This is a genomic window from Streptomyces sp. NRRL S-337 (genome assembly GCF_000720175.1).
Classification (GTDB): domain Bacteria; phylum Actinomycetota; class Actinomycetes; order Streptomycetales; family Streptomycetaceae; genus Streptomyces; species Streptomyces siderophoricus.
The window spans coordinates 74,177-91,694 of sequence record NZ_JOIX01000006.1 but is presented as its reverse complement, the minus strand read 5'-3'; the positions used below and the strand labels follow the sequence as shown (position 1 = coordinate 91,694).

Below are 17,518 nucleotides of genomic sequence, written 5' to 3'. Positions count from 1 at the left end.
CCGCTAGAGGGGTAGGTGACTCGCCGTAGTACCCGCAGATCACTCAGCCCACAAGGTCCTCAATGAGGTTGAGGGCGTCGTGCAGCGAGCCGCGGAGGCGCTCGACGAGACGGATAAGGCCGGCCGGATCGGTCGTACCAAGGTCGGCATTCCTGGCGCAGGTAAGGTCTGCGCGAGCCAGCGCCACACGGGTCTCTTGCTCGGGGGTGAGGCGGCACTCATCGGACTCCGGAGCGTCTGGCATTGATGTCCCTTCTCGTGCCGCCTCTTGCGTGCACGGACCAACGTACGAGGCTGCACGGGCTTCATGGCAAGCCCGTGCAGGCAATAGTTACCAGCCAGTAGCAAAGTGACCCAAACTTGGTGCTGACATGGTGATCATGTTCCCGTGAACTGCCGGAGTGTCAACCGCCGAACCGCCCGAGTGGGTACTCGCCCACCGCCGCCGGGTCGGCCTCCGCATCCGCGAATTACGCACCGAGCGTGGACTTTCGCAGGAGCGCCTCGGTGAACGCGCAGGGTTGGACAGGAAAACGATCTACCGCATCGAGTTGGCGACGTACTCGACGTCTATCGATCACCTCGCGATGATCGCCGATGCTCTCGACGTACCCCTGTCCGCACTCTTCCGGGACTAGCGCAGCCAGGCCCGCTCAAGTGCCCGCACCTCTTCGAGGTGCCTCTGCACCACCGTGAAGAAGCCCCCTGGACCCGCGTCGAAAAGGCGCACAGCTCCACGTACAGGCTGTGCGCCTCTCCCGTCGTCTCGCGGTCAATCACCCGCCGCACACTGCCACCCGTCGGGCGATGAGCTGCTCAGCTCGGTGCCGCACCGAGTGCAGGGCGGACGGGATAGATCCGGCAACGGCACCCGCTCTCCGCGGCGGTCTCAAGCTTCCAGCGTCTCCTGAAGGCACGCACGGCAAGCGTCGACAAAGACCTCCCGGGCCTTCTTGAAGGCCACCCAGTCTTGCTCGTCCTTGGTCGCCCGGCCTAGCTCCCTGATCTGCTCCACGACCGCCTTGGCTTCCTTGTGCGGGCCCACCGGCTCGACCAGCATGCGGTTGTACGCGTCCGCGGTGACCAGGTACGCCGCATCCTGCGCCTCGCGGGCCTCGTCGGGCGTCGGGTACTGGTCATCCGCCTTGCGCCAGCAGACGGCCGACTCGGAGTCTGCCGCGCTCAGGAACCGGGCGTACGTGTCCTGCCGTGCGAGGTAGAGAGCAGAAGCGGTCGCGCTCATGATCTTCTCCGGGGGTGGGGGAACAACGAGCGTTGCCACGCTACTCGGCCTCCTCTTCAGCCTCACCGGATCGCCCGAGGTTCCCCCGTCCGTGCTCATGATCAGCAGTCGGTACCCGCAACGCGCGGGTTGCTGTACCTCACGGTCCGGTGAGGCGACATGATCGGCTCTCGCAGACGGTCGTCACCACCCTGCGTCGGATTGCACTCGGCGTCGGGGGCGCAGGCGAGCTGGGGACTGCAGGTGTCGAACGAGGGGTTGCAGTCCGGCAGGCAGCTCGGGTCGCCGCCGGCCCGCGGCGCCTTCTCGGGGTGAGCGGCGGCCAGTTCCGCGCGGGCGCCCTGCATGGCCACCCCGTGGTAGATGTCCCGAAGGCTCTGTTCATGGACGTTGCCCACGGTCATCCAGCGCGCGAACACGCACGGCCAGACGTCGCCGTTGGGCGAAACGGCGAGCTTGTTCCTCCCGCAGCGTCCACAGAGCTTCGAGACGTCCGGCGCGGCACCGTCAGCCCCGCGGCCGAACGGCCGGACCTTGTCCGTCCGGACGTCCCTCAGACCGATGTCCAGCAGCTGCCGTCGGCCCTCGCCGCCCCGCTGCCCCTGCAGCACGTTGATCACGCTGCCGCGCATGGGAATACCGAGGGCCTTGGCCTTCTCCACGTTGGCCCGCGTGCGGGCGTGCGAACCACGGGTTTCGGTGACGTCGTCGTGATCCTTTGCGTCATCCGAGTAGTAGCTGAACGCGAGCCGCACGTCCGGCAGCCGGAGCGCCTCCCAGACAGGGTCAGTGACGTGCGTCAGGTTGCTGAAGACTTCAACGCGCATGTGGCGGGACCGGGCGTGCCGGATGAACTGGGGAAGATCGGGGTGGAGCGTCGGCTCACCCCCGATGAACTGGACGTCGCGAACGCCGAGGCTGCCGAGTTCGTCGATCACACGCCGCCAGTCGGCCGCGGTCATGGTGCCGTGATCACCCTGCGGCGAGGATCCGGCGTAGCAGTGACGGCAGGCTAAGTTGCAGAATCCTGTGATCTCCAGCCAGGCGAACTGGGGAGCGAGCAGAGCCATGGGGCTTCCCTCCGAGGGTGGGTGTCAGAGCACCCAGCGGCCTGCCCGCGTCCAGCAGTTGGCCACGGGCGGGCCGTTCGGTGCTACTCCTCGCCGTCCTCTGGGACGGCAGGAGAGTCGGGGATGAGGAAGCCGCGGAGCGGGGGATTACCGTCTTTCCCGATCGCTGCTTCGGCCGTCCTCATGGAGGCCACAACGTCGGCGTACTCGGCTTGGATCCACTCCATGGCGGCAGTCCTCTCTCGGTGGGGCTAGGCAGGCTAGCCCTACTTGGGTTTGGGCATCGTCACGATCGGCCCGCTATCGTCCGAATGCTGGCAGCTGGAGGCCACCGAGATCAGGTCATCATCCGGTCGGCCCCACAGATCCCCGTCCACGCTGTACCCGGCCTCCTGGATCAGGGCCGTGGTGCGGTCGATGGCGCTCTGGTTGTACCGGCTGGGGTCAGGCGCCTCGGGTCGGTGGTGAACGAAGCCGCCGAGGCGGTCGCACAGTTCGGCGTAGGTCTGGGTGTGGAGGATCAGGGCGTGCCAGCCCGCGTCGACCGCACACGAGGGGACCAGTCGGGCGTCCGGGAACTGCGCGCAGGCGGCAACGAAGGCAAGGGCCTCGTTGAGGATCGCCTCGGCGTCGGCCGCCTCCACGTCGGGGTTGTCGGTTCGGATGGTTGAGCAGACGGCGGCGTACTGCTGCTCGGTGAGTAACGATCGGGCAGACTGGCCCATGTGGGTCTCCATTCGGTGAGGTGATGCCTCGCTGTGGAGGCTCGGACCCGTCCTGGCCGAGTAGTCCGGCCAGGGAGGAATCGGCCGGGACGGGGTCTGTAGTTGCCGGCCTGAGGACGGCGAGCCGGTGCCGACTGAGGACCGACGGGTCACCCCTTTTTGTTGACCTTGTCGCGCATCTTGTCCACAAGATCCCGCTTCTGAGCAGCCTGCTTGGCGGAGTTCGCGTTGTCCTTGCGGTCGATGGCGTTCTCGTTGCGGACGCCCTTGTCCTTGGGCATGGTCGTCTCCTTCTTGGCAGTACTTGATTGCGACCGGCCGCCGCCGCGGAGAGCTGTGCGGCGGCCGGCCTACCCGCGGCGCCTCGGGGGATGGGCACCACGGGAGTCTCAGGGGAGAGGGCGCGGCCGGGGCGGCCACGGCTCGCCCGGGCTCCAGACGCCCTTCAGGAGAGCCTCCAGCTGGTCCAGAGCGTGGCTCTCCAGGTCAGGGTCAGGCGGCAGATCGATGCAGATCTCGCAGTACCAGACCAACCGACTGGGACCAGACTCCGAATCCACGCGCGCAGTCCGCAGGCCCTTGGTAGCCCCACAGATGCGGCACTCACGCAGCGCCCGCAGCCGCACAATGGTCTCCGCAGCGGCAGCCACCAAGCAACTGGCCTCGGCGTCGTCCATGCCAGGGCGTAGGCGGCGGAGGGCGCAGCGCAGGCACAGCGGGGCCACCTCTGGATGTCCGGTGGCGTCAGGGGCCTCGTAGTGCGCCACAGCGGTGGCCCCGCAGTCGACGCAGACTCCGCACTCGGGCAACAGTCCTGCAACCAGGTCATCCATGACGACCGCCCACGCTGCCGACCGTGATCAGGAACACGATGACCAGGACGCCCAGCCAGTACTTGGCAATGCGCTGCTGGCGTGGCGTCACGACTGCCTCCCCACCAGCACGGCACAGAAGTTGTGACGGTCGTTTTCGTCGAAAGTCGTGGCCGTCCATCCGCCGGCCTCGATGATGCGCTGTTGCATGACCAGCCGATGCGTGGTGTCCGTGGCCAGCCGGCCCAAGTTGTGGATCAGGCACAGCACCTCCCGGCGGCCCGCCTCACCCCGCATGGCGCCCAGCAGCTCATCGAGTTGAGGGCGGTGGGTGCTCATAGCGTCGGCACCGCGGTCAACCCAACGGCCCGCCAGCACCCAACCCATGCGGTCGGCGTAGGACTCGCAGCCCATCCGCCTCAGGTCCAACTCACGGGTGGTGCGTCGGTCGCGGCTGGCGCACCGGTCGTAGACGTACGCGAGTGGCGCAATCATCACCGGGCCTCCGCCGTATACCGGGTCAGCAGCCACTGGCAATCCCGGGCCAGCAACTGCACCTGCACATGCGCGGTGAACACATCAACCGCCGGGCCCAGCTCGGCCTGCCGCTCGATGCCATCAAGCCGCGCGGTCAACCTGTGCGCCTCGATGCTGCTGGGCCAGAGGCGCTGAGCGGACGCTCGGGCTACCGGGAGGAGGGCGGCTACGTGTCCACGCAACTCCTCCTCAAGCTCGGCCAGCGCACCGAGGTCGGGCCTGCCGGAGCCGAGGCGCAGCGCTCGCGAGATCGTCGCGCTGATCGTCTCCGCATCAATCGGCAGAGCATCGCCAGCCGCGGCGACCGTGGCCATTCGTGCACGGTCCGTGTCCATGTAGTGACCGTAGAAGCGTGTGACCAGCACCTCAATGGCACTTTGGAAGTCCCAGAAAGCGAAGTGCCAATTGCTACAACGGAACTGACAAGGCATCCGCCAGATCGCGCATCTCCGGCGTCAGAGTCCGGCGCTTCTTCACCACATGGCCCATGATGTCCTGCGCGTAACGCTGGCTCGCCAACCACTCTGGCGCCCGGCTGTTGATGGCGGACAGCGTGCCCACAGCTTCGCTGTACTGACGCATCATGGTGTGCGCCTGGGCCACGTCGAGCCGGTGGCGCCAGTACTCCGTACTGGCCTTCTGGCTCCCGTGGCCGGCCATCGACAGCACCTTGTCGGGCTGGTCCAGCACGATGTACCTCTCCGCCGCCTTGTAGCTGACCGTCGCAGGGCCCCATGTCGTGAGCCGGTCGCGCCCTCGCGGAAGTTCCCGGCCGGTCAGTACCGCAACCGACTTCGCGAGCCGCATCGTGTCTGCCGCTTCGCCCGGGCGGTTGTCCCGCAAGTTCGCGGCTGACGCCTGCAGCAGCAGCCACCCCCAAGCCGCCAGCTCCTCCGGCGTCGCACGGGATAGACGGGGCTCAAGGTCGTCCGCCCAGCGGGTAGCCAGCTGCCGAGACGCCGCCAACTTGCCCTGCCGGACCAGAAGCCAGCTCCACGTCGTCACGATCGCGGCACCACGCAGCCGGTCAGGGGCGTCATCAAGGGCCCGCTGCAGGGCAGTCTCGGCGGCACTGAAGGCGCGTACCTGCGTCAGCACTGAGCCAGCAATCTGCAAAAGATGCGCGCGGAGAGAACGCGCCTGGACACAGTCCCCCAACGCATCGGCATCCCGCAGCAGCGGCCCCAGGATCCGCGACAGCTCGGCGAGCTCATTGCCGAAGTACGCACGGCGTACCGTGGGCAGAAGCGCCCGCACCCCTTCGAGGGTGGGCTCTTCTTCCGGCTCAGCCGGAGCGCCTTCCACGGCCTGCTGAAGAGGCCGCCATGGCTCTGCGGTTTCGGCTGCCTCCTGGTCGTCGCGCTCAAGCAGGTGGCTGGTGGGGACACGCAGCGCCGTTGCGAGTTTGTGTGCGGTCTCCATCCGTGTGTCATGCACCTCGCCCTGCTCCAGCTTCCGGATCGATGAAAGGGAAACGCCCGAAGCTTGGGCAAGCCCCTTCTGTGTCAAAGCCCGGCGCTTCCGGATCTCGCGCAGGCGCGTACCGATGTGCATGTCAGTGTGCTCGGGCATACTGGACTCCGTTCTGACCTCGACACTCAGAACGGTACGCCGTGGCTGGGCCCGGGGCGTAGCACGAACGGCCCTCGCTCACCCGCGGGGGCCGTCTTCGTGGGTGCGCTTGTCGGTGGCCAGCCGTACCATTCGCCCTATGGCGATCACATGCGTCCCTGACGCCACCGCCGAGGCCAATGAGGCGATACGCCGGTTCATGGCTGCCCGCGCTGGACGCCCGCTGTGGGCCGACGAACAGGACGAGTACGAACAGCTGCTCGCCGCATGGGTAACCGCGCTGCGCGAGCCTCCGACCATCTGACCAGGACACGAAGAATCGCCCCGCCCCTGCCGTGTGCAGGGGCGGGGCGTCGTCACGACCTGCGCCGGTCAGGAGCGAGAACGGCTGGCGGGCTGGCCGTCGGGCTCGGCTCCGGACTCGGCGCGCCATCACGGCGGCACACCAGCGCATCCGAATCGGATGGCGAGGTCTGCAGGCTGTAGCCGTCCGGACAGACCTGCCCGTCTCGGCCGTCCTTCCCGTCGGCGCCATCCTTCCCAGCAGGGCCGGCCGGGCCCGGCTCGCCGCGAGGGCCTTGAGGCCCCGGGCTCCCCGCTACGCCGGGTGCTCCGTCGCTGCCCGGTGCTCCCGGTGCCCCGTCGCTGCCGTCCGCGCCAGTCTTCCCCGGCGAACCGGGCGATCCCGCGGGCCCTGGCTTTCCCTGCGGCCCGGTCAAACCCGGCGGCCCCGGGATCGGGACAGGGACCCGCGCCCGGTCAGCCAGCCCGGCGATTGCCCTGGACGGGTCCGGCGCGGCTGGCGTCTTTCCTGCCGCCTTCACCTGCGCCCGCAGCGTTCGTACGTCCCCGGCCAGCGTCGTCACCGCGCTGCCCCGCCGGTTGGCCTCGACCGCGAGTTGGTCAGCCCGTTCGGACTCAGTAGTGATGCGGGCCCAGATGATGATTACTGCACCGGCGAGCGCGACAAGGGTGCAGACGAGCGCGAGAGTTCGCCAGCGGTGCGCGAGAGCCCGCTCGGTGCGGCTCACGGTGTACCTCCGAGGTCGATAATGATGCTGCGAAGACGGGCGATCTCGTCTGCCTGAGCGGTGAGGCGGGCGTCTCGCTCGATCAGCTGACGGTCGAGGCGGTCGCGTTCCTCTTGCAGGTTGTCGGTGAGCGAGCTGTAGCCGGTGAGGGCGTTCTCTGACCGCTTGCCGAGGTACGCCACCACCGCGCCGGAGAGCACCCCTGCGAGCGCGAGCACGCTGCCGAGGGTGGTGGCGTCCAAGGCGTCTCCTGTCCGGGCTGATCGGTCAGACGGCCTGCGGGCCGGACGGCTGCCGGCCACCAGACGACGTGGCCGCCTCGATCCTCGGCGCGATGCCGGACGGCCGCCACAGGGTGTGGTAGGCGACTCCGATCACGAGCACCGCCGTCAGCATGCAGGTGGTGATGGACGAGCCGCTGAACTGCCCGTTGAAGTAGGCCGTGCCGAGCCCCACGATCACAGCCCAGAGGAGCATCACGACGCCCTTCAGCGGGCCGGCGAACCGCGGCTGCTGCACGATCGCGATGACGGGCGGAGAGAGGAAGCCGAGTACGGCGGCCCACAGCTGTGCGTCAGTCATGGTGAAGATCCGTTCTGTCGGTGGCGCGCACCGTGGCACGCCGGGTTTCAGGCGACGACCTTCCAGCCGTGCCGCTTGCCGAGCGCGGTCAGGGACTTCTTGCCGGGCGTGCCGTCCGCGGCCTGGCCCGGCTTGGTGCCCTTGAACCCCTGGGCGAGCTGCTCGCGGGAGTAGGCAGCCTTGGTCGGCTCATCGAAGAACCCGCGGGCGAACGCCCCCTTCAGCCGGCCGTCGGCGACAAGGGCGTCCTGGACACGGGTGATGTCGTCTGTCCCACCGGGGTGCTTCTTCTCGTCCGCAATGCTGTGCGTGGCCCCGTACACCACCGCGGCGAGGCTCACGCTCGGCTGCGCCACTTCCCCCGATGCCCACGCCCGCAGTTCGGCCGCCGACATGTACGCGATGCTCCGGTCCATCGGCTGCGACGTGAACTGCCAGAGCAGCGGGGCCCAGCCGGCGGGCTTCGGCCGGGTCGCCGCCTCCGCCTTGGTGAACGCCGCCGGGCCCCACGGGTACGCCGGATACCACAACGGCGTCCCCGCCGGAACATGGCCCGCCTTGAGGTCATCGCCGCTGGTGTAGACGCCCACCCGCTGATGCGGGAACGCGGTCCGGACCCGGGCCAGCCACGTGGTGACCCACTCCCGTATCTGCGCCGCGCTCTTGCCCCGGTAGTTCCGGCCGTCCGGGTACCTCTCCAGGTCGAGCCAGTGACAGAACCCCTTGCCCGCGAAGGGCCGGACCGCCGCGATGTAGTTGTCCGCCTCCTCCTTCGGGTCCTGTGAAGGCCACCCGAAGTGATACGCCCCGCATGTCAGCCCGGCGCCCTGAATGCCCTTCATGTGGGCACCGAACCGGGAGTCGCGGGAATGCATCCCCTCGCTAGCCTTGGCGAAGGCGAACACCACCCCGTTGGTCCGGTGTTCCCTCCAGTTCTGCGGGCTCTGGTAGGCGGAGACATCGACTCCGCGGCATGTCGACATAGCGTTCCTCACAGGGTGTTGGTCGCGACCGAGTAGCGCGTCAGCGTGCTGCTGACCCCGTCCCGGCCGTCGAAGATTCCTCGGACGGCGGCGATCACGTCCTCTTCGGACGTCAGCCCCTCCAGCCCCCCACCGGCGCCCTGCTGGATCTGGATCACCAGCGAATAGCCGGTCTCGTCCGGCCCGCTGGCCTGCATCCGGTAATACGGGTACGGCGTATCAGCCATGGGTGCTCCCTATGCGAGGCGCTTGACGCGCATGTAAGACCCCGACCCAAGGCGGGTCGCGGTCGCGTTGCTGGTGGCTTGCGCCCACTGGAGCGCGAGCGTTCCGGCCGCGATCGTGGTGACGACGCCCTCCTCTATCGCCACGCACTGGTTGGTGGCGTGGTCGCGGGTGCCGTACGTGCAGGCGGTGGAGAGGTTGTGGACCCCCCACCGGCCGGTGCCGCCGGATGAGGTGCTGGACAGGATCTGGCCCTGATCCGGGCCGATCGCCGACCGGAGGCCCGTCCAGTTCACCGGCACGTTCCACATCGTCTTGAAGCGGGCGGCGTCCAGCGCGGCGTAATGGAGGTACATCTCGACGCGGTACGTGGCGTTGGCCTCCAGCGAGACCGTGAGGTCTGGATCATCCGCAAACGTGGTCGTCGCCGCGCGGTCCGTGTTCGCGGTCTTCCACTGCTCCAGCGGCAGCATCGATGCCAGCAGCGCGGCGGTGATCCGCTGCCCTGCCAGCAGTACCGGGTACTGCGCCATGTCTCCTCCTACAGGGCTATGACGGGTTGAGAGGCGAGGCGCACGTCCGCGCCCGCGCTCTGGCTCTTGACCACGCCGTTGATGGAGCGGGTCACGGTGAAGGTCTGCGGGCTGGTGGTGCCCGACACGGCGGTGACGCGCACGACCTCGCCGCCCACCCGGACGTCGAAGGGCACATCGGCAGCCGCGGTCGTCCACAGCGGGCCCGTGCTGGTGGCAACGCTCAGCGTGGTGGCCGTGCTCGTGACACCGGCGGCGAGACTGCTGCCCGCGGTGTCCCCCCGGCCGTACGTCGAGTCGTCGAGGTAGGCGACGTTCCACGGGCCGGCCGGAGTCGCGTTGAATTCGAGGGTCCACTCGAACTGCGACAAGGTCTCGGCGTAGCCCTGCACGATCAAATCGATCGTGTCTGGCGGCAGCCACGGCGGCGGACTGGCGATGGTTACCCGGTCGCCGACCTTCACGGTCGTGGCGGCGTCGATGAGCCCCGGCGCCCGGGCGAGGTTCACCCGCACGACCGGATAGCGGGTCTCATCCCAGGTGCCCATGTGTAGGCCCCACCCCGCATGCTGCGCCGGCTGGTCATCGGTCACCAGGTTCAGGGTGGAACTGTCGTCGTACCGGCCGACGCCGAACGGCGGTGCCTGCGTGGACAGCGCCCCGACGTCGAGCGTGGAACGGGCGCTGCTGCCGTTGATGCGGGCCACCGTGACGTCATTCCGGACGTGCTGATCGTCGTCCGTCGGCTCCAACGGGCCCACGATGTCGGTGTGGTAGCTCAGGGCAAGCGCGGGCGCCTGGTTGTACAGGCTGGTGCGGTCCCGGTACGCGAGGCCGAGCCGGTCACGGCTCTCGTACAGGATCCCGTGATCAACGTCCTCACACTCTCGCAACAGGTCCAACAACGGCAGTGAGCGCTGTGCGCCGAGCAGTTCGGCACCAGGCCCAAGAGCCGCCGCAAACGGCAACCCTTCTTCCTGCGTCAGGCGCTCCAGGCGGTCACGCGCGGATTCGCCGCTGAACGCCTTGTCGGCGCTGTTGTAGATCAGGGTCTCCGCCGCCGCGAACACCGCCAAATGGCCGAGCCGCAGCCCCTCCAGCCCCAGACCGAAGGGGCTGGAAATGCGGCTCACCGCACCAGGCGACCCGGCGAACGTCGTGGAGGTACCGAGGGTGCTTCCACCGATCGTTATCCAGGCCACATCCAGCTGAGTGTTGCTGCCGCTGGCGCTCGCCTTCATCTGTAGCCGGTTCCAGTTGCCAGTGAACCCCGCGGTGGAGACGCTGATAAAACCGATCTGCGTTCCGTCCACGTCGAGGGCCTGGACTTGCAGGTTGTTGGTCTGGACGCGGACGACGTAGCGGCGTGCGGTCCCAGTGGCGGACACGTCCAGTAGCGTCGTGAGCGAGGACGGCATTGCCGCGAGGTTGTAGACCATCTCTATGTGCCACGCGCCGGGCGTCGCCAGCGGCACCGTGGCCGAGATGGACGCCGCAGCCGAGACGATCGGCAAAGGAGCCGACCCCGGAAGCGTGTCATCTCCAGCCCACTGCAACCCCGTGGCAGACAGCGGCTGGACCCCTGACACGGGCGACATGGCCTGCGTGGCGCTGGCCCCGTCCTCCATCGGCCAATACGCCACGAGCGTCGAGTCCGTGGGGATGCGGCGACGCAGCGTCGAGGCCAGCGGCGACGAGCCCTGGCCGTACCGGCGGAGAATGCCGGCGGCCTCGACCTGGGCGTAAACGTCGGTGGAGTCCCACCGGGTGGGCCACGAGGAGACCTCGCCGGAGAACCGCACGCGACGGTTGGTGATGTCCGTGCCGCCGGCCAGGGTCCACACTTTGCCGGTGCTGTCCGTGAAGCTGGTGGTGCCCGCGGTCTGCGCGGTGAAATCAGGGTTGGCGACCAGGGTGCCGCCGATGCCGGAGCGGACCTGCACGGCGTGGCAGGCGCCGGACGCGGTGGTGAAGTTCAACAAGCCGATGGCGTCGCCGACACGGAGCGGGGCGTTGCTGTTGAAGATGCTCGTGGTCCCGGCGAACAGCACCGGCCCGCCGAGGTACGACCACGGACCGGCGATCGTCGCCGCGGTGTAGAACTGCACCGTGGCGCCACCCGCGCCGTTGTTCACGTCGAGCGTGACGGCCAGGGCCAGGCGGCCGGACGGTGGAATCGTCGGTGCCACCGGTGCGTCTGCCTGGATCGGGGTCGCTCCGTCAACCGACCATTCGAAGTGCGGCACCCCGTTCCTCATCCCGAGCCACCAACTCCGGCCGCCGGCAGCGAACGTGAATTTGCCGATCAGTTCCAAGTTGGTGGCGCCCCAGTTGGTCAGCGTGCCGTCGAACCGGACGTCGAGGTCCCCGGTGATGTCGAGCGCGGCAGTATCCGGCGTGCTGGCGTAGTCGCCCACCGCGCCCGGCAGTCCCAGGTAGGTCGCGCCGGTCAGCACCGACACTCGCACGGGGGTGTTGCGCCCGATGAGTCCGTAGTACGGGCCCACCGGGTTCCGCGGCGAGTACTTGCCCGCGCGGTTGTTGAGCGTCATCACGCAGCGGCCGGCGTCCACCTTGGTGCCCTCATCCGACCGGCCGCCGGTGATGCGGATCTGGTCCCGGGAGTAGACGTCGTGGGTGATGTCCGTCCAGGTCCCGCCGAGGTTAAGCTCGACTTTGAGCGGCAGTGCCGTCTGTGGAAACGCCATGTCGTCACGCCCTCCCCAGCACGAATTGGACGTCTCCGCCCCGGATCCTCACGGCCTTGCGGAGGATCTCAACGAGCAGGTCGTCCAGCCGGGCTCCGCCGGAATGCAGCTCCAGCACGACGGTGCCGCCACCCGAGGCCGCGCCGCCGCTGAGCATCCGGCGGGTGTCGGCGTTACTGCGGACGCGGGTCCCGAACGGTAGATCCGCGATCTCCGGGCCCTGCTCGCCGACCAGCGTCCAAGCCGAGCGCGGTCCGCCGCCGGCCGCGCCGATGATGCCGCCCGTCGCCCGGCCCCGGACGCCGAGGGCGCGCTTGATGGTCCGCTCGATAACCGCCGCCGCCCGGTCCATCGCGTGCTCGATCCGGCTCGCGCTCTTCTGCAGCCCGCTGACCGTCTTCTCGGCTGCCTTGAGGCTGGCCCCGAACACCGCGTCTGCGGACGTCTTGCCAGCCGAGGAGGCGTATCCAGCAATCTGTGACTGGAACTTGTTCATCGAACCGATCTCGGACTTCGAGGCCCCCATCAGAGCGCCCGCGGTCTCCAGCCCGCCGCCGTCAATACCCGCCTCGGCGATCTGCTGGAGCAGGCTCTTGCTCAGGCCCTTCTTCTTCAGCCCAGCCAGGGCCCCAGAGAACGCCTTCGCCTTGTCCCGGCCGGCGATCAGCCCGCCCATGACGCCCTTCACCGTCACCGGCCCGTCGCCGGACCCACCGCCCTTGACGACGCTCGCCGCGGACAGGACGCCGCCCTTGACGGAGTCGGACAGTTGCGACGCAGCGCTCTTGAGGTCGCTCAGCTTGGTCTTGGCCTTGTCGAGCTGATCGGTCACCTTGGAGAGCGACCGCTCGTTCTTGATGAGGGACCGGCCGTAGCTGTCGAGCATCCGCAGCAGGCCGCTCTCCTGCCGACCATGCGTCGACTTCTGGATCACACCGCGCCACTGGTTCAGCGCCGACACCAGCGGACCGATGCTCTCCGGGCTAGCCAACGCGTTCCGAATCTCGGTGTTCTGGTAGCCGGCCATCTGCCCGAAGTGAGTGATGGTCAGGTCGCCGACGGCAGCGTTGCGGGCCTCGCGCTCCGCCTGGGCTTGTGCCCTGGCCCGAGCGACCGCACCGCCCCCGGCAAAGCCGGGGAGACCCTTCAGCTTGCCACTGTTGATCGCTTCCAACAGGGGCAGGAACCTCCGGGTCTGCTGGGCGTTCACCACGAACTCGGTGTTCGAGACCATGGCCCGAGCGCCGCTGGCGAACAGGGCGAGGATGCTGTCCGACGTGCCCGACCCGGGCCCACGCACCAGCCCCTCAGGGGCCACCTGGACGTTGCCGCCCTCCGCGTACCCACGCACCCGGCCGCCGGCCGCATTCCCGAAGAGCGGCGCGCCCGTCGGACCGCGGGCGATCAGCGTCCTGGTCTCGACGTAGTTGCGGCGGATCGTCGTCGACAACGTGATCGACTTGCCCTTGAGCGCATCGCGCGCCGCCTGCACCGCGCCGATACCCCGCAGCGCCGGGCCGGAGTTGGCCGTCACGCTGAAGCGGCCGTCTTTCAGGTGCTTGACCTTGTACCCGAGCGACTCCAAGACCTTGATTGCAGACCCGGTCAGGGCGCTGACTGTGACGCTCTTACCCTTGGTGGCCTTGAGCTTTCCGATCACCGCGTCGAGACCGGCGATGGCGTCGTCGGTCTGCATCTTGATCTTGGTGCTCTTGCCACTCGGGATCTGCATGATCTGATCCGCAAGCAGCTTCGCCTGGTCCTTGTTGAGCCCCATCGCATGAGCGTTCTTGAGGAACTCCGACCGACCCCGCGAGTAGATCGCGTTGACCTGCTCCCACGACTGGCCCGACTCCCGCGCGCTGGTGGCTGCGTCCTTGGTCTTGCTCGCCAGATCGTTGAGGGCGGTCGCCGCAGCCTGCGCCTTGGGCGAGTTGAGGTCCAGCTGACCATTGACCATGTGCAGACTGCCGGCGTTCTCCTTCGCTGCCTTGGCCGCCGCGTCGATGCTCGCTTCGAACCCGATCATGCCCCCGAGCGCCGAGCGGTTCGCGTCGTTGAGGGCCTCGATGCTCTGCCGCAACCCGTCGGCCGACTGCTTCTGCGCGTTCAACTTGGCCTGCACCGCGATCGCCTGATCACCGAACACACCCATCGCGTCTGCGGCCAACCGCTCCTCGAACGCCTGGTCCGCCAGCGACGACTTGTAGTCGTCCAACTGCTTACGCAGTTCCCCGCCGGTCATCCCCTTCTTGCGCATCGCCGCCGCCGCGCGGTCCAGAGCCGCCGCGGCCAGATCCGCCTTGCCGCCCCGGACCAGGTTGGCAAGCGCCTTGTCGATGCCGTCAACGGCCTCTTTCGCATCCGAGATCTTCGGCGCGTCGATCCCGGTGAGGTCGCCCAACCATTTCTTGATCTGCTGGTCGAGGTCCGGCCGCGCGAGGATGCGCAGCGAGTCGGCCAACCCGCCGAGGTCCTTACCGAACGCCTTGGACAGCTCGCCAGTCACCTGCCCGGTCTTGCCGAGCTTGCCGAGGCTCGTCGTGAGGCGGTCGACGTCCGGCGGTGTCGATCGGCCGGCCCGTGAAATCGCCGTCAGCGCGAGCACCACCGCGCCGAGCGCCGTACCCGCCACCGCCAACTTGGCCGTGCGGGACAGGGCCCCGAATCCAGCGGCCAGGGACGCCAGTCCGCCGGTGGCGCCGCCGGCCGCGGACCGAGCGGCGATGATCTGCGCGACGAACCCCGCGATCGCGCCGCGCCCGGCAGCCAGCCCGGCAGCCGCGAGCTTGACCGCCTTCAGAGCGAGGGCGAGTTGCAGCAGCCCGGCCAGGGCTCCCGATGGCACCGCGGTCACGATCTTCGCGAGGGCGTTGACGATCGACAGCATGCCCACGCCGGTATCCGACGCCGCCGCCACCAGATGGATCAGGGCCTTGCTCAAGTTCAGCAGGGTCTGCCCGACCTCGGGCCCCACCGACTTTGCGTACGCCAAAAATTCCTTGATCTGACCGCCACCCGCGCCGCCCTGCAGCACCCGCATGAAGTGCACCAGACCGTCCGTGCCCCGCTGAAGGGCCCCGTTCGCGAACGCCGTGAACGACCGGATGAACTGATCGAAACCGCCACTCGCGACGCCACCCGCAAGGACCGTCATCAGCCGATCCAACTGCGACGCCGCGCCCTGCACCATCGGCGTCAGCCGCGGCAGAACCACGCCCATCGTCGCCAACCCCTTGGTGAACACCGGCATCGTGTCGCCCGCGAGGTCGAGACTCCAGCTCTTGTACTCGTCCTTCAGGACGCTGAGCGCCGCCGCGGCCTTGCGGGTCTCCGGGTCCATGTCGGCCACCTGTGCCAGGTACGCCTGTTGGGCGGTCAGCGCCTGTTTCGACGCTGCCCCGTGCTGTCGGACCGCGTCGTTGTATTTGGTCTCCGCCTCCGACGCCTTCTTCACCTCGCCGATCTGGCCGGCGATGGCCACCCCGAACGCCGCGAGCGCGAACCCTGCAGCCCCCAGATTCGCGGCGATTGGCACCGCCGCCGCAGCGATTGGCAGCAGCGCAGGCGCGAGGCTGATCGCCGCCGCCCGCAACTGCCCCATCGAGTCCTTGGCACCGCTGGCCGCCCCGTGCACAGTGCCGACGCGGCCCTGAAGACCCCCGAGCGTGCCGCCGAGGTTCCGCATGCTCTGGCTGAGCTCGTCAGTGTCGCCGCGCAATGAGCGGGTGCGCTCTCCGAGCCCATCGAGTCGACCGTCCGCGGCCTGCGCCCGGGTGTCGAGGGTGCGGAGTCCGGTGTGGGCGCTGGTGGTGGACGTCCGCATGTCCTGTAGGGCCATGTCCACGGCTGCGGCCCGGCCGCGGAGCGTACGGAGTGACTGGCTTGCGTCCTTCGCTGCCGCGTCCAGCTCATGGAGTCCGGCCGCGGCAGCGAGGGAGTGCGCGGCGAGCGCATCGAGGGAATCCCCGGCCTCGTCCGCCTTTCCTCGCAGCCCGCGTAGGGATGCCTCAACTGCGGCCAGCCCGGTGGAAGAGTCGTCGGTGACCTTGACTCTGATCTCGATGTCATTGGCCATACGGGTCCCCTCCCTCCGGGCTGGTTGGTGGTGTTCCTAGGCGCTCGATGGCGAGCAGTTCGAGTAGCTCGGTGTCTTCTTCGAGCAGGGCACTCGGCAGGCAGTGGAACTGCCGGCAGAGGGTGAGGATCAGGCGGGCACGGCCGTAGGCAGCGGGTTCGCGGACAGGGGTTCCATCGGGATCGACGCCTCCGGGGACGGCCCGCCATCGGGCGAGGTCGCGTCCAAAGGGTCGGAAACCTTCCCGCCGAGCCGCTCGATCCAGTCGGTGGCCAGCGCCAGGGCGAGGCTCTCGTCCAGGGCAAAGAACTCGTCGTAGGTGGGCGGGGTCGGGGTGCCGTCCTCCTCCTCCAAGTTCCACGAGATCAGCGAGTCGGCGAACCGCTCCAGCTGCCGGACGATGCCGCTCTTGCTGGTGACCTCCGGGCCCTCGCTGTAGCCCATCAGCTCCAGGTAGTCAGCGAGGTTCATGCCGCGGGCGGTGGCCCGTACGTCGCCGTACTCGGCGTGGCCAGCGAGGGAGATCTCGATGCGGCGCGGCTGCTTGCGGTATCCCATGATCGGTCGGTCCTCTCAGGTCCAGGTCGGGACGGTGCCGTCAGCCAACACACCGGGAACCGCCGCGGTCAGTTCGCCGGAGTCCGACCGGGTCAGGGGGTAGTCCGTGAAAAGGACCTCGTTGGTGAGGGTCTGGCCCGACACGGCGAGGGTGGTGGTGCGCGCCACGCTGGTGCTGGGCACGGTCTTGAACACGTCGTGGGTCCGGTTGGCGGCGTCGTTGAAGACCGTGTTCAGGGTGATGCTGAAATCGGCGAGCAGGAGGAGCCTCTCCATCGCCGACTTGTCGATACCGGTGACGTCCTGTACCGCCCGCGGCGTCGCGAACTGCAAGTTGGTCACGTCGTTCTTGATGTCCCGGAGGGTGCCCGCCGCGTCATCGACGCTGCACGTGGTCCACCCGAGTCCGCTCTCCTTGGCCATTGATCAGCCCTCCTTTCGCTGGTCGGCGATGCGCTGCTGGTGCTCGCCGAAGTCCTCGACCCAGTCGGCGGCACGGGTGTGCTGCCGGGTCCTGCCGGTGGGGTTGCCGCGCCAGTCGCCGTCCCGCACTGCGTAGATCTCCGGGCGGGTCTGGTGCTCGGCGAAACAGCGCTGGCCAGCCTCGAAGCGGAAGACCGTCAGCCCGTCGCCGCGCTGCTGCTCCCGGAACGTCCGGCGGGACTGCCCCCGGATGTACGCCGCCTGCTGCTGGCCAAGCGGCGTCCGCTCGTCAATCACGGACTCCCAGCCGTGCCGCCACGCCGCACAGCCCACCTGCTCACAGGCGGCCCGGACCGCCGTGTCTCGGGGCACGGTGATGCTGTACGTCTGGTACGCCTGCACCGGCATCACCGGCTCGATGCGGTTCACCGATCGCAA

The 17,518-nt window shown here is 68.5% G+C and carries 20 protein-coding genes; 2 read left to right on the top strand and 18 right to left on the bottom strand.

Going from position 1 to position 17,518, the window contains the following annotated elements; genetic code table 11:
* Positions 1–401 precede the first annotated feature (401 nt).
* Positions 402–638, top strand: coding sequence for a helix-turn-helix transcriptional regulator (locus IG62_RS0107640; RefSeq protein WP_030799008.1), 237 nt, complete (start codon positions 402–404; stop codon positions 636–638).
* Positions 639–889: 251 nt separating this feature from the next.
* Here the strand turns inward: IG62_RS0107640 and IG62_RS0107635 are convergent, their stop codons facing one another.
* From IG62_RS0107635 to IG62_RS0107590, 8 genes are all read right to left on the bottom strand, one after another.
* On the bottom strand, positions 890–1,243 hold the full coding sequence (locus IG62_RS0107635) for a hypothetical protein (RefSeq protein WP_030799006.1): 354 nt from the start codon (positions 1,241–1,243) through the stop codon (positions 890–892).
* A gap of 101 nt (positions 1,244–1,344) precedes the next feature.
* On the bottom strand, positions 1,345–2,313 hold the full coding sequence (locus IG62_RS0107630) for a radical SAM/SPASM domain-containing protein (RefSeq protein WP_037837936.1): 969 nt from the start codon (positions 2,311–2,313) through the stop codon (positions 1,345–1,347).
* Between the two features lie 266 nt (positions 2,314–2,579).
* Complete coding sequence (locus tag IG62_RS0107620; RefSeq protein WP_030799002.1) at positions 2,580–3,050, bottom strand: glycine-rich domain-containing protein; 471 nt, start codon at positions 3,048–3,050, stop codon at positions 2,580–2,582.
* Between the two features lie 137 nt (positions 3,051–3,187).
* Complete coding sequence (locus tag IG62_RS49470) at positions 3,188–3,319, bottom strand: hypothetical protein (protein ID WP_267887860.1); 132 nt, start codon at positions 3,317–3,319, stop codon at positions 3,188–3,190.
* Between the two features lie 544 nt (positions 3,320–3,863).
* A complete protein-coding gene (locus IG62_RS50045; RefSeq protein ID WP_420711053.1) occupies positions 3,864–4,031 on the bottom strand; it encodes a hypothetical protein in 168 nt (55 codons plus the stop codon).
* Positions 3,959–4,345 (bottom strand): recombinase family protein, encoded by a 387-nt coding sequence (locus IG62_RS0107600; protein ID WP_030798999.1) that lies wholly within the window; start codon positions 4,343–4,345, stop codon positions 3,959–3,961. The genes IG62_RS50045 and IG62_RS0107600 overlap by 73 nt, the downstream gene beginning before the upstream one ends.
* Positions 4,345–4,722 (bottom strand): DUF6415 family natural product biosynthesis protein, encoded by a 378-nt coding sequence (locus IG62_RS0107595; protein WP_158795002.1) that lies wholly within the window; start codon positions 4,720–4,722, stop codon positions 4,345–4,347. Before IG62_RS0107595 ends, IG62_RS0107600 begins: the two co-directional genes overlap by 1 nt.
* A 73-nt stretch (positions 4,723–4,795) precedes the next feature.
* Complete coding sequence (locus IG62_RS0107590) at positions 4,796–5,959, bottom strand: helix-turn-helix domain-containing protein (RefSeq protein WP_030798994.1); 1,164 nt, start codon at positions 5,957–5,959, stop codon at positions 4,796–4,798.
* A gap of 139 nt (positions 5,960–6,098) precedes the next feature.
* Between IG62_RS0107590 and IG62_RS47715 the strand changes: the two genes are divergently transcribed.
* A complete protein-coding gene (locus IG62_RS47715; RefSeq protein ID WP_199812428.1) occupies positions 6,099–6,263 on the top strand; it encodes a hypothetical protein in 165 nt (54 codons plus the stop codon).
* 723 nt (positions 6,264–6,986) lie between these two features.
* Here the strand turns inward: IG62_RS47715 and IG62_RS0107575 are convergent.
* From IG62_RS0107575 to IG62_RS0107530, 10 genes are all read right to left on the bottom strand, one after another.
* Positions 6,987–7,232: a hypothetical protein gene (locus tag IG62_RS0107575; RefSeq protein WP_030798990.1), complete on the bottom strand. Its 246-nt coding sequence runs from the start codon at positions 7,230–7,232 to the stop codon at positions 6,987–6,989.
* Between the two features lie 25 nt (positions 7,233–7,257).
* Entirely contained in the window at positions 7,258–7,572 is a 315-nt protein-coding gene (locus IG62_RS0107570) for a hypothetical protein (protein ID WP_030798988.1), read from the bottom strand.
* Between the two features lie 47 nt (positions 7,573–7,619).
* Complete coding sequence (locus tag IG62_RS0107565) at positions 7,620–8,555, bottom strand: glycoside hydrolase family 25 protein (protein WP_051797721.1); 936 nt, start codon at positions 8,553–8,555, stop codon at positions 7,620–7,622.
* A gap of 8 nt (positions 8,556–8,563) precedes the next feature.
* A complete protein-coding gene (locus tag IG62_RS0107560) occupies positions 8,564–8,782 on the bottom strand; it encodes a hypothetical protein (protein WP_030798983.1) in 219 nt (72 codons plus the stop codon).
* A 9-nt stretch (positions 8,783–8,791) separates the two neighbouring features.
* Positions 8,792–9,313: a hypothetical protein gene (locus IG62_RS0107555; protein WP_051797719.1), complete on the bottom strand. Its 522-nt coding sequence runs from the start codon at positions 9,311–9,313 to the stop codon at positions 8,792–8,794.
* Positions 9,314–9,321: 8 nt separating this feature from the next.
* Entirely contained in the window at positions 9,322–12,021 is a 2,700-nt protein-coding gene (locus IG62_RS0107550; protein WP_030798981.1) for a hypothetical protein, read from the bottom strand.
* Positions 12,022–12,025: 4 nt separating this feature from the next.
* Positions 12,026–16,099 (bottom strand): hypothetical protein, encoded by a 4,074-nt coding sequence (locus tag IG62_RS0107545; protein WP_051797718.1) that lies wholly within the window; start codon positions 16,097–16,099, stop codon positions 12,026–12,028.
* A gap of 129 nt (positions 16,100–16,228) precedes the next feature.
* Entirely contained in the window at positions 16,229–16,657 is a 429-nt protein-coding gene (locus IG62_RS0107540; protein ID WP_030798979.1) for a hypothetical protein, read from the bottom strand.
* A gap of 15 nt (positions 16,658–16,672) precedes the next feature.
* Positions 16,673–17,080: a hypothetical protein gene (locus tag IG62_RS48375; RefSeq protein WP_234326325.1), complete on the bottom strand. Its 408-nt coding sequence runs from the start codon at positions 17,078–17,080 to the stop codon at positions 16,673–16,675.
* 3 nt (positions 17,081–17,083) lie between these two features.
* Positions 17,084–17,509 carry a hypothetical protein gene (locus IG62_RS0107530; RefSeq protein WP_158795001.1) on the bottom strand — a complete coding sequence of 142 codons (426 nt, stop codon included), beginning with the start codon at positions 17,507–17,509 and terminating at the stop codon, positions 17,084–17,086.
* Positions 17,510–17,518: the final 9 nt, after the last annotated feature.